Consider the following 14,761-nt stretch of genomic DNA (forward strand, 5'->3'; position numbering starts at 1 on the left):
GTCCGGCTCCGGTTATATTATAACATCGCCGGAAGCTAGGCCGGTTCACCCGTCAAGGCAAGGCCGTTCAGCGCCCTTCGCGCCACCAGGCCAGCGCCAGCGTGCCGAGAATGAGGATGAGCGCGACGGGGCCCGTCAGCAGCGGCACCTGATGGACCGCATGGACGAGATATTGCTCGTTGCGCCTGAGGCCCATCCAGTTCGCGCCCGCCGCGTCCTGGTTCGCGCGGACGGAGCGGATGCCGGGCGTGTCTTGCGCGTCTTCGCCTGCCCACCAGATGCCGCCGCCGGACGCGGCCACGACGGGCTGCATGAGACCGGCGGTGGCGCGGACATCGGCAAACTCGCGCGGGTTCAGGGGGCCGGCCGCCGCGACCGCGGAGAGGTCGCCCTGGGCGATGCGATAGAGGCCGAGTTCGCGCGCATCCGCCGTCCCCTCGAAGCGGCCGGGCGCCACTTCTTCCAGCGGCACTTCGCGCTCCTCGCCGGAAGGGAGCGTCACGCGGGCGGGAGGCGTTTCGTCGAGCATGGTCCGGCGCCGGATGGTGAGCGTGCCGCCCTCGGCGGTGGCGGAGAGGTTCTCCTCCTCGAGGTCGGGTTCCTTCATCAGCCAATGGGCGAGGCGGCGCAGGAGTTCGGCTTGCGGGCCGCCGCCCTCGTAGCCGCGCGACCAGAGCCATATCTGGTCGGAGAGCAGTTGCGCGACGCGGCCTTCGCCGGCCCGGGAGAGCATCATCAGGGGCTTGCCGTCGGGCGTTTCCATCAGCACGTCGCCGCCATCGGCGTCGACCTCGATCGTACGGAACCAGCGGCCCCATTCGGGCGGCGATTTCTCCGCGCCGGGGAGTTCCGCGGTGACGGGGTGACGATGGCCCGTTTCCGTCACTTCGGGGCGGTAGCCGCCGACGGAAATTTCGCCCGTCGGCTGGGCGGGCAGAATGGCGGCGAGCGGCGTGCGATAGATCGAGTAGGGCGAGGCGAAGGCCGGTCCCGAAGCCGCGAGGAAGGCGCCGCCGCGCTCCACATAGTCGACGATGTTCATAAAATAGCCGAGCGACAGCACGCCGCGCCGCTTGTAGCGGTCGAAGATGATGAGATCGAATTCGTCGAGCTTCTGGTCGAAGAGCTCGTGCGTCGGAAAGGTGATGAGCGAAAGCTCGCCAATGGGCGTGCCGTCATGCTTCTCCGGCGGACGCAGGATGGTGAAGTGGACGAGGTCGACGGACGGGTCCGACTTCAGGAGATTGCGCCAGGTGCGTTCGCCCGGATGCGGCTCGCCCGAAACGAGCAGCACGCGGAGGCGGTCGCGCACGCCGTTTGCGACGACGACCGCACGGTTGTTGAGTAGGGTGAGTTCATCCGGCCCCTCGTCGACGTCGATCTCGATGACGTTCGGCCCGCCATGGCCAAGCCGGAGCGTGACGCCCGCCGTCTCGCCGATGGGCGCATCCGTCACGGCAACCTCCACGCCGTCGATCCGCACGGTGACGCGCGCCGTCTCGCCGGTGGGGCCGGTTCCCACCGATGTTTCGTCGACGCGGAAGGCGAGTTTCACCGGTTCGCCGACGATGCCGAAGCGCGGCGCCTCGGTGACGTGGAGCCTGCGGTCCTTCTCGCCCTTGCGGCCGATGATGACGCCATGCACCGGCGCATCGAAGCCGAGCGCGGCGGCGTCGGCCGGAACGTCATGCACCTGTCCGTCGGTGATGAAGATCGCGCCCGCGATGCGCTCGCGCGGCACGTCGGCAAGGGCCTCCTCAAGCCCGGAGAAAAGCGCGGTGCCTTCTTCGCCGTCCGGATTGTCGGTCACGGTGACGATGCGCGTCTCGATGCCGTTCTCGCGGGCGAGGCGCTCGGAGATTTTCTGGAGGGCGGCGGAGGTTTCCTCCGGGCGCGCGCCGATTTCCTGGCTCTGGCTGCGGTCGACGACGATGGCGGCGATGTCGGGCACGGCCTCGCGGTCTTCCTGCCGCACGGTCGGGTTGGCGAGCGCCAGAAGAAGGACGGCGAAGGCCACCGTGCGCCATGGCGCGCCGCGCGAACGGCGGAAGGCGGCATAGGCGAGCGCGGCGAGACCCGGCAGCGCGATGGCTGCAATCAGCCAGACGGACAAGAGCGGTTCGAAGACGATGTCCCAGGCCATGTGCGCTCCTACTGCCCCAACCGTTCGAGAAGGGCGGGCACATGCACCTGGTCGGCCTTGTAGTTGCCGGTGAGCGCATACATGACGAGGTTGATGCCGAAGCGTTCGGCCATCTCGCGCTGGCGTTCGCCGCCCGGCGTGACGGGATAGAGCGCGCGGCCGTCCGCATTGCGCGCCCATGCGGCGGCATAATCGTTGGAGCCGACGATCACCGTCGACACGCCGTCATTCGACAGGTTCTCCGCATCGGACGATGCGGCTTCCACCCAGAGTTCGCCGCCGTCCCAGCGGCCGGGAAAGCTGTTCATCAGGTAGAAGGACTTGGTGAGCACATGGCCTGAAGGCACGGGTTCGAGCGGCGGCAGGTCGAGCCGCCCGAGCAGGCGCCGCAGCGTCGCCGTGCCCGGCGTCACCATGCCGCCGACCGCCCGGTCCTGATCGCGCGTGTCGAAAAGGATGGTGCCGCCGTTTTTCATATAGGCGTTGATTTTGGCGAGCGCGTCCGGCGCCAGATCGTCCTGTCCCGGAGACATGGGCCAGTAGAGAAGCGGAAAGAAGGAGAGTTCGTCGGTCGCGATGTTGACGCCCATCGGCTCGGCCGGCTCGAAGGCGGTGCGCATTGCGAGGATGCGGCTCAGGCCCGAAAGCCCGGCTTCGCTCGTGGCGTCGATTTCGGGATCGCCGGTGACGACCCATGCGAGGCGCGTGTCGAGCGATGCCTTGAGCGCGAAGGCGTCGTCCTGAGCGCGCGCATCGGAGGTTGGCAGCAGCAGAAGGGCGGCGAGCAGCAACGGCGTAAAGCGCGAGGCGAAGCGCACCCGCCTGATCCGTTCGGTTTCGAAAAGTCCCGTCACCCAGAGGGCCGCGACCGTGTCGAGCACCAGCAGGATGAGCGCGATGAGAAGAGCGGGCGTTGCGAGGCGTTCTTCGGCACGGCCTTCGAACTGGCGGCGCTCCGAAAGGCCGGGCAGCGCGGCAAGCGGCGTCAGTTCGAGCGAGGGCGTCGCGAGATTGAGCGCGCGCGGACTGCCCGCCGTGCCGTAAAGGCCGGGCGGATGACGCGGGCTTCTCTCGGCGCTCTCGAACTGCTCGACGGAAATTGCCGTGGCGGTCGCGGGAGGCGGACCGAGACGTCCGAAGCCGTCCAGGGTTGCAAGCGGGTTCAGGAGGTCGCCGCGCTGCGGGGCGGCGCCTGCCGCATCGCTTCTCGCGCCTCCCGCCGACTGGGACAGTGCAATGGTGCGGCGGAGCATTTCGACGAAGAGGCCCGAGATCGGCAGGTTCGACCAGTCGCGGTTAGCGGGCACATGGAAGAGGACGACGAGGCCTTCGCCGCGTTCGGCGGCGGTGACGAGCGGCGTGCCGTCGGAAAGCCGCGCCCATGTGCGGCTCGAGAGGTCGGGTGTGGGTTCGGCCAGTACCTGCCGCGACACGGTCACGTCCTGCGGCACATCGAGGCCGAAGAAAGGGCTGTCTTTCTCGAAGGGGGCGAGATGTTGCGGCGTGCTCCATGAAAGTGCGCCACCGAGCGCACGGCCGCCACTGCGAAGCGGCACGGGAACGAGGGCGTCGCTCCTTTCGGCGAGGCGCGGACCGGCAAAGCGGATGAGCACGCCGCCCTTTTCGACCCAGCCGTTCACGCGGGCGTAGTCGGTCTCGTTGAGGTTGCCGATATCGGAGAGAACGAGCACGGAAAGCGGCGAGGAAAGCAGCGCTTCGATGCTTCCTCGCGTGTCGCGCGCGGCGGGCGTGTCGCGCAGTTCGGCGTAGGGGCCGATGGCGCGGCGGAGATAATAGGCATCGGAGAGAAGCGGTTGCGCCTCTTCCGCGCTTGCGCCCGACACGATGCCGACGCTGCGGCGGCGCCAGCGCTCGTCGGCAAGCACGACGGCGCCCGCTGAAGCTTCGCCCGCGATGTCGAGACGGGCCACCTTGTTGCGCAGTTCAAGCGGCAGGTCGAAGACAGCCCTGGAACTCGTTTCGCCCTCCTCGAAGCGGAATGCCGTTTCGCTCAGCACGGTGCCGTCACCGGCCGTCGCGCGGACGCTTCCTCCGCGCGCGCCATTGGCATCGGCGCGGATGACGGTCGGGGCGAACTCGTCGCTTCGTTCTTCCGGCGGAAGCAGGGCAAGTGCCCGGCCGCCGGGTGCCGGTTCGATGAGAGTGAGCCCGGCGCTTCCGGCAATCGCCGAAAGACGTTCGGCGAATTGCGTCGCGGCGCCGTAGTCGAGACCGTCGCCGATCCAGACCGTCTGCACATTGCCGCGCGAGAGCGTTTCGGCGCCTTCGAGCCTTTCGGCGAGCGCGATGCGGTCGGGTTCGATCGGCTGGGGGAGAAGTGCGCGGGCGCGGGCGTCAGCATCGTCCGCCGTCTCGAAATTGAGTTCGGAAGCATTTGGCCCCGGCGCCGTGCCGACGACGAGGACGGGGCGGTCGGTGCGGCCTGCCTCGGCGATCAATCCGTCCGTCGCGGCGCGGCGGTCGTTCCAGTGCGATGCAGACGCCCAGCCATTGTCGACCACGACGAGGAGCGGTCCTTGCCCTGCAATGCGCGGCGCGGGGTTCCAGATCGGTTCGGCGAGGGCGAAGACGATGAGTGCAGCAATCGAAAGACGCAGCAGCAGCAGCCAGAACGGCGTATGCGCGGGCGTTTCCTCGTCGCGCACGAGCCCGACCAGCAGCCGGATTGCGGGGAAGCGCACGCGCTTGGGCAGGGGCGGGCTGATCCTGAGCAGCCACCAGATCGCGGGCAGCGCGAGAAGACCGGCCAGCATCCATGGGCTTGCAAAGGCGAGGGGGCCGAGCGCCAGCATGATCTAGAGGCCCGCCATCTTAGAGGCCCGCCCGGGGCGGACGGCGCGCGGCGATGGCGCCCGAGAGCGCGCCGTAAAGCGCGAGCAGCGCCGTTTGCGGGCTGCGGTCCGTGCGATGGGTCGCGAAGGTGAAGTTGATGCGGCGCGCCGTCTCGACGATGCGGTTGCGGTGGATTTCGAGACGCTGATGATAGGCTTCGCGCAGGTTCTGCGCGCGGCCCACCATGAGCCGCAGATCTTCTTCGATGCCCTCGAATTCCGTGCGGCCCGAAAAGGGTAGGTCTTCTTCCGCGGGATCGAGCACCTGGATCATGTGGCCGCGAATGCCTTCGGCGGCGTAACGCTTGATGCGTTCGACGATGTCTTCGGCGGGCGAGAGAAAATCGCTGATGAGCACGACCTGCGCATAGCGCGGCAGATGTTCGGGCGGCGGCAGGCTCTCCGTTCTCGGTGCGTCGGCTTCGGGCGCGTCGAGGAGTGCATGTGCCATGCGGCGCAGCGCGGCGCGGCCGGGTGCCGGCGCGACACCGCCATGGCCGAGAGGCGCGACGCTTTCGCCGCCCTGCACGAGAAGCGAGGAGAGGGCGAGCGCAATCACGGTCGCGCGTTCTCTCTTGGTGCAGGGTGCGAAGTTGGAGGCGTAGTCCATGGAGGCGGAGCTGTCGCGCCAGATCCAGATGCTTTCGGCGGCCTCGCGCTCGGTCTCGCGCACGAAGAGATGCGAGGAGCGCGCGGAGTGGCGCCAGTCGACGGAAGATGCCGTGTCGCCCTCGCGGTAGCGCCGGAATTGCCAGAAGGTTTCGCCCATGCCGGTGCGGCGCCTTCCATGCACACCCTGCGCGACGGTGGAGGCGACGTGTTCGGCTTCCGTCACGAGCGGCGGCATGGCTTCGGCGAGAGCTTCGGCCTGCTCGCGCAGACCGACGGCGCCGGGAGATGCCAGGTGTGATCCGATAAGACCCATTCGTGTCTTTCGTCCAGCCGGGGTTGCGGCGTTCAGCCGAGGTTACGGCAGAGTCTGTCGATAACCCCGCTCACCGTCACGCCTTCGGCGCGTGCCGAGAAGTTGAGCGCCATACGGTGACGCAGCACGGGTGCGGCGAGGGAGGTCACGTCCTCGATCGAGGGTGAGAAGCGGCCGTCGATGAGCGCGCGGGCGCGCACGGCGAGCATCAAGGCCTGGCTCGCGCGCGGGCCGGGGCCCCAGGCGACATGGCGCTCCACTTCGTCCGATGCGCCTTCCTCGGGGCGCGCGGCGCGCACGAGTTCGAGGATCGCGTTCACGACCTTCTCGCCCACGGGCACGCGGCGGACGAGGCGCTGCGCGGCCATCAGGTCTTCCACCGTCATGGCGCCGCGCGCCTGCGCCACCGTTTCGCCGGTGGTCGAAAGCAGCATGCGGCGTTCGGATTCGAGGTCGGGGTAGTTCACGTCGATCTGCATGAGGAAACGGTCGAGCTGCGCTTCCGGCAGCGGATAGGTGCCTTCCTGTTCGAGCGGGTTCTGCGTCGCGAGCACGTGGAAGGGGGCGGGAAGTTCGTAGCGGACGCCCGCGACCGTCACCTGCTTTTCCTGCATCGCCTGCAGCAGGGCCGACTGCGTGCGGGGCGAGGCGCGGTTGATTTCGTCGGCCATCAGGAGCTGGCAGAAGACCGGGCCCTTGATGAACCTGAAACTTCTGTGGCCCTGGTCGCTTTCTTCCAGCACCTCGGAACCGAGAATGTCGGCGGGCATGAGATCGGGCGTGAACTGCACGCGCTTGTCGTCGAGGCCGAGCACCTGGCCCATCGTGTGGACGAGCAGCGTCTTGGCGAGGCCCGGCACGCCGACAAGCAGCGCATGGCCGCCCGCCAGCACGGTCACCAGCGTCTGGTCGATCACGGCCTCCTGGCCGTAAATCACCTCGCCGATCGCCTCGCGCGCCGCCGCTATTTTCGCGCCGGTCGCTTCGATTTCCTCAACGGCGGAGCCGCCTGCTTCACTGAGTGTCTGCATTGACCTACATATTGGAGGCGCCGTGCCTTTTTGGCCCGCCGCCGTGCCGCATCCCGATTATCGTTGCGCGCCGCCATTGGCGCGGGCTTTCTTGACGATAATATGGCCGGATTCTCGGGCTTCAGGCACGAAATCGCGATCAACTCCGCGGGAGGAGAGGAAATATGGCCGCCGTGACCGGAAAGACGCCCGCGAAAGGCGAAAAGCCTGCCTCCGGGAGTGCGCCGGGCGGGCTGAAAGGGCTCGCCGCCGCCGAGGAGGCGGGTAAGAAGGCGAAGGGCCTGCCGCCGGTCCACCTCTGGAATCCCGAATTCTGCGGCGATCTCGACATGCGGATCGCGCGGGACGGCACCTGGTTCTACCTGGGAACGCCGATCGGCCGCGAGCGGCTGGTGCGGCTCTTTTCCACGGTGCTGCGCCATGACGAGGACGGGAAGTATTATCTGGTGACGCCGGTCGAGAAGGTCGGCATCCAGGTGGAGGATGCGCCGTTCGTCGCCGTCGCCATGAGGGTCGAGGGGGCGGGGCGCGAGCAGGTTCTCACCTTCACCACCAATGTGGGCGACGAGACCTTGGCCGGGCCCGACCATCCGATGCGGTTCGAGATCGACAAGGAGACGGGCGAGCCCGCGCCTTACGTCCATGTGCGCGCGCGGCTCGATGCGCTCATCAACCGCGCCGTCTTCTACGATCTCGTGGAGCTTGGCGTGGAGGAAGAGCATGAGGGCGAGACGTGGTTCGGCATCTGGTCGGGCGGCATCTTCTTCCCCTTCCAGAAGGCAGGGGAGGTGGGCTTCTGAGCCCGGTCCGATGAAAGGCTATCGCGATCTCATTCTTTCCCGGACGGACAGGGAGCCGCCGGCGCTTGCCGCGCTGCTTGCGCCCGAAGGCGTGCCGGGGCTGCGGGGCGACCACGACCTCAATCCGCCCGAGCCCGAGGGCAATGTCTGGGTCGAACCGGAGGAGCGCGTCTCGCTCCGGCCCGCCGCCGTGCTTGTCGGGGTCATCGAGCATGCCCATGGGCCGCATGTGCTGCTGACGCGGCGCGCCGATCATCTCGGCACGCATTCCGGGCAGGTCGCCTTTCCGGGCGGCAAGATGGACCCCGGCGAAACCCCGGCCGAGGCCGCCATCCGCGAGGCGGAGGAGGAGGTGGGGCTCGATCCCGCCCATGTCGAGGTGGCGGGCTATCTCGACGCCTATGAGACGGGGACGGGCTTCCGCATTCTCCCGGTGGTCGCCTTCGTGCGGCCGGGCTTCACGCTCACCATCTCGCCCGGCGAGGTGGCCGAAGCCTTCGAGGTACCGTTCTCCTTTCTCATGGACCCTGCCAATCACGAGCGCCATCACGCCATGTGGCGCGGAAAGCGGCGCGAATATTACGCAATGCCCTATAATGGCCATTACATCTGGGGCGCGACGGCCGGCATGCTGAAAAACATGTATGACCGGATTTACGGGGACTGAACCCTCCGGCGCTGCCTGTACAGTCGACAACAAGCATCGAGCAGGAAGTGAGTGAGGAAGCCCGAATGAGCGCCGAGAAGGAACTGGCCCGCGCCGCATGGCTGAACGAGGCGGATGCGAAAGCCGTGATGGAAGCGCTCGCCGCGAAGGGCGGCACGGCGCGTTTCGTCGGCGGCTGCGTGCGCAACGCGCTGATGGGCGAGACGGTGCGCGATATCGACATCGCCATCACCGAGACGCCGGAAAGCGCGAAGGCGCTGCTCGAGGCGAAGGGCATCAAGGTCGTGCCGACCGGCATCGACCACGGCACCATCACCGCCGTCACGCCCACCCGTCATTTCGAGATCACGACGCTGCGTGTCGACGTCGCGACGGATGGGCGCCGCGCCGATGTCGCCTTCACCAGCGACTGGCTCGGCGATGCACAGCGGCGCGACTTCACCATGAATGCGCTTTATTGCGATGCGGACGGCACGGTGCACGATCCGCTCGGCGGGCGCGAAGACCTGAAGGCGCGGCGCGTGCGTTTCATTGGCGATCCCCATGAACGCATCCGCGAGGACTATCTCCGCATTCTCCGCTTCTTCCGCTTCCATGCCTTCTACGGCAAGGGCGAGCCGGATGCGGCGGGCCTGCGCGCCTGCGCGGAGGAGCGCGAGGGCCTTCGCCAGCTTTCGGGCGAGCGCGTGCGCGACGAATTGCTGAAGATCGCGAGCGCCGACGAGGCGGGCGCGGCCTATCGCCAGATGGCGGCGGCGGGCATTCTCGCCATCGTGCTGCCGGAGGCAAGCCGCCTCGACCGCTTCGAGAAGCTGGTCGAGATCGAGGCCCAACAGCTCTTCAAGGAAGCCGATCCGATGCTCCGCCTCGGCGCCATGCTGGACCTCGACGAGGCGGGCGTCGCCGCGCTCGCGCAGCGGCTGCGCCTTTCCAACAAGGATCGCGACCGGCTCGCGGGCATGCTCACCGACACCACCAAGATCGTCTGCTACCTCTCCATGCGCGAGGTGCGCCGCGCGCTCTACTGGCTGGGCAGGCAGCTCTTCAAGGATCGCGTCTCGCTCGGCTGGGCGGACGACAAGCGCGGCCACAACGCCTTCCAGTGGCGCGCCATGCTTGCCATGGCCGATAGCTGGGAGAAGCCCGAACTGCCGCTCACGGGCGAGATGATCAAGGCCGCCGGTGTGCCGGAAGGGCCCGAAATCGGCCGTGTGCGGAAGGAAGTCGAGGAATGGTGGGTCGACAGCGACTTCATCGACGACGAATTCTCGATCATCGAACGCTTGAAGGCGGTGGTGCAGGCAACGGTATACTGAGAGCCGTCTCGCGGGGGAGGGGATGATGGGGAAGCCGCTTCTGTTCACGCGGCATGCGCGAACGGTCATGGAAGAGCGTTCCATCCCCGAGGAACGGGTGGCAATGACCATCGCGCGGCCCGATCATCTGGAGCCCGATCCCGCACAAAAGGGGGCTTTCCGGGCTTTTCTGCGAATTCCGGCGTTTGGCAATCGGGTGTTACGTGTGGTCTATTATGAAGAACCGGATACCTGTCGGGTGATCACTGTCTTCTTCGACCGCGGCGCGAGAAGGAAAGGCTTGGCGACATGAAAGTCAGTCTCGACGAGCAGGCAGATGCTCTCTACATCCGCTTCGAGGAAACGAAAATCGCGGAGTCCGAGGAAGTCAGCCCCGGCGTGATGCTGGATTTCGATGCACACGGCCGGGTCGTGGGAATTGAGATGCTGAATGTGAAGCAGCGTTTGCCGGGTGCCGATCTGAAACGGGTTCAAGTCGAACTCTCCTGATCGTTCCGGGTTTATCTGGGCCCACCAAAATGACATTGCGCGCGATACTTGCTCTTCTCCTCGCCCTACCGCTTGCCGCATGTGGCGGCGATAATGGCGAGGACGCCGCGACCGCCGCGGCGCGCGGCTTCTACGACAAGGTTCTCGCGGCGCATACAGGCGGCGTGCCGGATGAAGACCTCAGAGCCGGTCTCCGCGCCGTCATCTCGCCCGATCTCGACAGCCTCATCGCGCAGGCAGCCGAGGCCGAGCGCCGTCACACTGAGCGCGTGAACAATGAGGAGCCGCCCTATCTCCAGGGCGACATCTTCTCCTCGCTCTTTGAAGGGCCGACCGCCTATGAGATCGGGCCTTGCGAGGAGCTCGAAAAGAATGGCGAGCTCTCGATGAGCTGCGACGTCCTGCTGGTGCATGAGGCGGAGGAGCCGGTGCAGTGGACCGACCATGTGATTCTCGTCGCGGACGGCGTGCCGGAGGAGCGGCGCTGGCTCGTCGACGACATTCTCTATGGCGGCGACTGGGACTTCGGGCCGAAGGGCTCGCTCAAGGCGATGCTTCGCGGCGTGATCGAGGAAGAATCCTGAGCCTGCGACAAATTTCCCTGCGGCAATTGTGGCGATAGGCGGGCCCGCGCGCCCGGCCTAGTCTTTGCTCATGCGACAGGATCTCATCGAGCGGTACGATCTGCGCGTGCCGCGCTACACCTCCTACCCGACGGCTCCGCATTTCTCGCCCGCGGTCGAGGGAGACGTATACGCGCGCTGGCTCTCCCGGCTCGACACCTCGCTTTCGCTCTCTCTCTATCTCCACATCGCCTATTGCGCCGAGATGTGCTGGTTCTGCGGCTGCCACACCAAGGCGACGAAGCGGTATGCGCCGGTCGCCGATTATCTCGATGCGCTGCTGACGGAAGCCCGCCTCGTCGCGCGCGCGCTCCCCGCGCGCATGAAGGTCGACCACATTCATTTCGGCGGCGGCAGCCCGACGCTGCTGAAGCCGCATGACCTCGCGCAGACGCTCGCCATTCTCCGCGAGCACTACAATGTGACGCTCGATGCGGACATCGCCGTCGAGCTCGATCCGCGCACGGCCGACGAGGCTTATGTCGCCGCCATGGCGAAGGCGGGCGTCACCCGCGCTTCCATCGGCGTTCAGGATTTCGACGAGCGCGTGCAGAAGGCGATCAACCGCATCCAGCCGCATGAGGTGACGGCGCGCGTCATCGGGTGGCTGCGGGCGCATGGCGTCTCCGCGATCAACATGGACCTTTGCTACGGGCTCCCCTACCAGACGGTCGAGAGCCTTCTCGACACGGTGGACAAGGCGGCCGCGCTCCGCCCGGCGCGCATCGCGCTGTTCGGTTATGCGCATGTGCCCTGGATGAAGCCGCACCAGAAGCTCATCCCCGAGGAATCGCTTCCCGGCCTTGCCGAGCGCTGGACGCAATATGAGGCGGCGGCGGAGCGGCTTGAAGGCCACGGCTATGTCTCGGTCGGGCTCGACCACTTCGCGCTGCCGGACGACGAGATGGCAATGGCGCATGCAAAAGGTGCGCTTCACCGCAACTTCCAGGGCTATACGACGGATGCCGCGCCGGTGCTGATCGGCCTCGGTGCGTCGGCCATCGGCGCCCTGCCGCAGGGCTATGCCGCGAACGAACTCGCCATCGACCGCTACAAGGCGGCGGTGCGCGAGGGCCGCTTCCCCATCACGCGCGGCATCGCGGTGAGCGGCGCGGACAGGCTCAGGCGCGACGTGATCGAGCGTCTCATGTGCGACATGGGCGTCGATCTCGACGAGATCGCGCTGATGCACGATGTCGCCGCCGATACGTTCGACGACGAGCTATCACGTCTCTCCGCCCTCGAAGCGGATGGCATCGTCACCCGTACCGGCCGCCGCCTCACCGTGACGGAAGAGGGCCGCCCGCTGGTCCGCGCCGTCTGCGCCGTGTTCGACGAATATCTGGGCCAGGGTCAGGCGCGGCATTCGAAGGCGGTTTAGGTTTTCGGGCTGTTCCCTCCGCGCTTGCTCCGTGCTGAAGACGAAGGTCAATCGGAAGGGGAGGACAAGCCATGTCGCGCAAGATGGGCGAAGACGGCGAGGCCTGGGATATTCCCGGGCTCACCCCCGATATTTACCGGCAGTGGCGGGAATCGGCGCTCGGGGCGATCACGGAGCGTCTGGAACGGCGTCTCATTCTGGATTTGATCGGAAACGTCGAGGGGCAGCGTATCCTCGACCTGGGATGCGGCGACGGCGATCTTGCGGTCGATCTGGCGCAGCGCGGCGCCCGCGTCACCGGCATCGACACCTCCACGGCAATGATCGCCGCCGCGCGGGCGAGGGCGGTGAGCGCGGGGACGGAAATCGAATTCCATGTCGCCGCGGCGCAAGACCTGCCGTTTCCGCCGGCGCAATTCGACGCTGTCGTCGCCGTCACGGTGCTCTGTTTCGTCGACGATCCTTTGCCGGTATTTCACGAGGCCGCCCGCGTGCTTCGGCCAGGCGGCCGCTTCGTCATCGGCGAGCTCGGCAAATGGAATTCCTGGGCTGCTGCCCGGCGTCTGCGCGGATGGCTGGGATCGCCCCTCTGGCGCCGGGGACGGTTCCGCACGCCAGGGGAACTGCACTCCCTTGCGGAAGCGGCGGGGTTGCGGGCGGAGGTCGTTCGCGGTGCAATCTTTTATCCAAGATCCGGTCTTGCAGCCCGTTTCATGGCGCCGCTCGACGCATATTTCGGTCGCGTCACGACTCTCGGTGCCGCCTTCCTTGCTCTCAGTGCCCAGAAAGACGGCGCGGACGGTTGATCCCGCGAGATAGGCAGGCGGCCTTTCGCGCTTGCATGGGGATATCGCATCCCGGGTTCGTGATACCGTTATGCCGTGTTGCGACCCGCGCTGCCTCGGGAGCGTTCCGCCCTCAACTCATCGAGTGGAAATGGACGAAAGCTTCGGGACAAGTCTTCTGGCGAGCCTGCTTGCCGCTGCCGTGACGACGGGCGGCATACTGACGATTCGCCGGTTCAGGCTCTGGGCACTCGGGAACACGACCTATTTCGCGTGTTTCGCCGCGGGCGTGCTGCTCGCCGTATCCTTCATCCATGTTCTGCCCGAGTCGTTTGCCATGAGCGCGCAGGCCCCTGTTTTCCTGCTGGCCGGGTATCTTCTGATGCTGCTCATGAACCGGTTCCTGACTGCATATGTCTGCGACAGGCCGGAACGGTCGAATTATGCACTCGGGCTCGTGCCGCTTCTCGGTATTGCGCTCCATTCGTTTCTCGACGGCGTCGTCTATTCGATCGGTTTCAGTGTCAGCCTGTTCACCGGCGCGCTTGTCGCATTCGGCATGGTGCTGCACGAATTTCCGGAAGGCATCGTTACCTACGCACTGCTCGTTCGGAGCGGACTTGCGGAGCGCCGTGCTTTTCTGCTCGCCTTTCTTGCGGCTGCCGCCACGACCCCGATGGGCATGCTGCTTTCCTATCCCTTCATAAGCAGGATCGACGAGCCGCTGCTTGGTTCCATGCTCGCGCTTTCGGCCGGCGCGTTGGTCTATGTGGGAGCGACGCATCTGTTGCCGCAGGCGCAACTGGAGCCGCGCAGATACAGTCTCGTTGCGCTCGCGGCTGGACTGGCAGTCGCGATTGGAATCGTTTTCAGCAAGGGGTAGTCCTGCCGGGGGCGAGGTGCGGCCGGCCGGGGCGAACAAGCAGGGCGGGCAGGTGGCTGGCTACGAGATTGCCGCGAACACGGCCTCCGCCGCCTTCGCCAGTTCCGCGGGCGCAATCTCGAGTTCCAGTCCGTAAGCCCCGCCGGACACGAACACCGTCTCGAATCCCTTCGCGCTTTCGTCGATGAAGGCCGGGAGTTTCTTCTTCTGGCCGAGCGGGCTGCAGGCGCCCATCGCGTAACCGCTCGTCTTCACCGCCTTGTCCTTCGGCGCGAGGTCGATGCGCTTGCTGCCGAGTTCGCGCGCCAGCGCCTTGCGGTCGAGGTCGCGCGAGGCGGGCACGATGGCGACGGCGAGCTTTCCCTCCTCCGTTTCCACGATCAGCGTCTTGAAGAGCCGTGCCGGATCGATGCCGCTTGCCGCCGCCATGTCGAGCGCGGAGGTTTTCCTGTCCTTCGGCACGTCGATCTCGCGGAACGTGCCGGAAATTCCATTCAACCGCACGAAGCGCTGCGCGGCGGTTTCGCCTTTTGTCATTTAGATATTCTGTCCGGAGGGAGGGATCAAAATTAGTCAGTCGATATAAGGTGTTTCAGAACATTGAACCGAAACATGTTGTCCGACCAAACTTTGAACTCTTTTCCGCAGGGTTGTTTGCTCGCGATGAGGTCCGACGATGACCTTGTTGATCGGAAGGTATGCACTTGGGAGTGATGCAAATAACGACAGATACTCAATCTCTTTCAATCCATCGGGGTGCTGTCTGGTTTGTTTCGATTTTATCATTTTGGTGGTGGCGGCATCTTTGCCCAAGTCTGCGATGAATTTCGCATTCAGTTCGTCTGATTTTGGGCTAGCAACAATAC

General features: G+C 66.2%; 15 protein-coding genes. 9 read left to right on the forward strand and 6 right to left on the reverse strand.

Annotation, left to right across the window (positions count from 1 at the left end; all coding sequences use genetic code 11):
• Positions 1–67: 67 nt before the first annotated feature.
• From ACKUUH_RS08760 to ACKUUH_RS08775, 4 genes are read right to left on the reverse strand one after another with little or no spacing between them, the layout of a single operon-like run.
• A complete protein-coding gene (locus ACKUUH_RS08760) occupies positions 68–2,143 on the reverse strand; it encodes a hypothetical protein (protein ID WP_407949511.1) in 2,076 nt (691 codons plus the stop codon).
• Positions 2,144–2,151: 8 nt separating this feature from the next.
• Entirely contained in the window at positions 2,152–4,956 is a 2,805-nt protein-coding gene (locus ACKUUH_RS08765; RefSeq protein ID WP_407949512.1) for a DUF4159 domain-containing protein, read from the reverse strand.
• 19 nt (positions 4,957–4,975) lie between these two features.
• The gene (locus tag ACKUUH_RS08770) at positions 4,976–5,920 is read right to left on the reverse strand and encodes a DUF58 domain-containing protein (protein ID WP_407949513.1); all 945 of its coding nucleotides are present in this window, start codon (positions 5,918–5,920) and stop codon (positions 4,976–4,978) included.
• 32 nt (positions 5,921–5,952) lie between these two features.
• Positions 5,953–6,951: an AAA family ATPase gene (locus ACKUUH_RS08775; protein WP_407949514.1), complete on the reverse strand. Its 999-nt coding sequence runs from the start codon at positions 6,949–6,951 to the stop codon at positions 5,953–5,955.
• Between the two features lie 173 nt (positions 6,952–7,124).
• On the opposite strand from ACKUUH_RS08775, the gene ACKUUH_RS08780 reads away from it, so the two are divergent.
• The 9 genes from ACKUUH_RS08780 (at position 7,125) to ACKUUH_RS08820 (ending at position 13,895) form a co-directional block, all read left to right on the forward strand.
• A complete protein-coding gene (locus tag ACKUUH_RS08780) occupies positions 7,125–7,751 on the forward strand; it encodes a DUF1285 domain-containing protein (RefSeq protein ID WP_407949537.1) in 627 nt (208 codons plus the stop codon).
• A gap of 10 nt (positions 7,752–7,761) precedes the next feature.
• Positions 7,762–8,418, forward strand: a complete 657-nt coding sequence (locus ACKUUH_RS08785) for an NUDIX hydrolase (protein ID WP_407949515.1) — start codon at positions 7,762–7,764, stop codon at positions 8,416–8,418.
• A 65-nt stretch (positions 8,419–8,483) separates the two neighbouring features.
• On the forward strand, positions 8,484–9,734 hold the full coding sequence (locus tag ACKUUH_RS08790; protein WP_407949516.1) for a CCA tRNA nucleotidyltransferase: 1,251 nt from the start codon (positions 8,484–8,486) through the stop codon (positions 9,732–9,734).
• A gap of 25 nt (positions 9,735–9,759) precedes the next feature.
• Positions 9,760–10,026, forward strand: a complete 267-nt coding sequence (locus ACKUUH_RS08795) for a DUF4258 domain-containing protein (protein WP_407949517.1) — start codon at positions 9,760–9,762, stop codon at positions 10,024–10,026.
• Positions 10,023–10,223: a DUF2283 domain-containing protein gene (locus ACKUUH_RS08800; RefSeq protein ID WP_322311703.1), complete on the forward strand. Its 201-nt coding sequence runs from the start codon at positions 10,023–10,025 to the stop codon at positions 10,221–10,223. Before ACKUUH_RS08795 ends, ACKUUH_RS08800 begins: the two co-directional genes overlap by 4 nt.
• A gap of 29 nt (positions 10,224–10,252) precedes the next feature.
• A complete protein-coding gene (locus ACKUUH_RS08805) occupies positions 10,253–10,807 on the forward strand; it encodes a hypothetical protein (protein WP_407949518.1) in 555 nt (184 codons plus the stop codon).
• A 70-nt stretch (positions 10,808–10,877) separates the two neighbouring features.
• Complete coding sequence (hemN, locus tag ACKUUH_RS08810; protein WP_407949519.1) at positions 10,878–12,227, forward strand: oxygen-independent coproporphyrinogen III oxidase; 1,350 nt, start codon at positions 10,878–10,880, stop codon at positions 12,225–12,227.
• 71 nt (positions 12,228–12,298) lie between these two features.
• Positions 12,299–13,033, forward strand: a complete 735-nt coding sequence (locus ACKUUH_RS08815; RefSeq protein WP_407949521.1) for a class I SAM-dependent methyltransferase — start codon at positions 12,299–12,301, stop codon at positions 13,031–13,033.
• A gap of 130 nt (positions 13,034–13,163) precedes the next feature.
• Positions 13,164–13,895 (forward strand): ZIP family metal transporter, encoded by a 732-nt coding sequence (locus ACKUUH_RS08820; protein WP_407949522.1) that lies wholly within the window; start codon positions 13,164–13,166, stop codon positions 13,893–13,895.
• A 60-nt stretch (positions 13,896–13,955) separates the two neighbouring features.
• Here the strand turns inward: ACKUUH_RS08820 and ACKUUH_RS08825 are convergent, their stop codons facing one another.
• Entirely contained in the window at positions 13,956–14,432 is a 477-nt protein-coding gene (locus ACKUUH_RS08825; protein WP_407949523.1) for a YbaK/EbsC family protein, read from the reverse strand.
• Between the two features lie 36 nt (positions 14,433–14,468).
• Positions 14,469–14,761 (reverse strand): hypothetical protein (locus tag ACKUUH_RS08830; protein ID WP_407949524.1); only part of this gene is annotated, 293 nt, incomplete at its 5' end.

The organism is Parvibaculum sp., from assembly GCF_045863935.1.
Taxonomy (GTDB): domain Bacteria; phylum Pseudomonadota; class Alphaproteobacteria; order Parvibaculales; family Parvibaculaceae; genus Parvibaculum.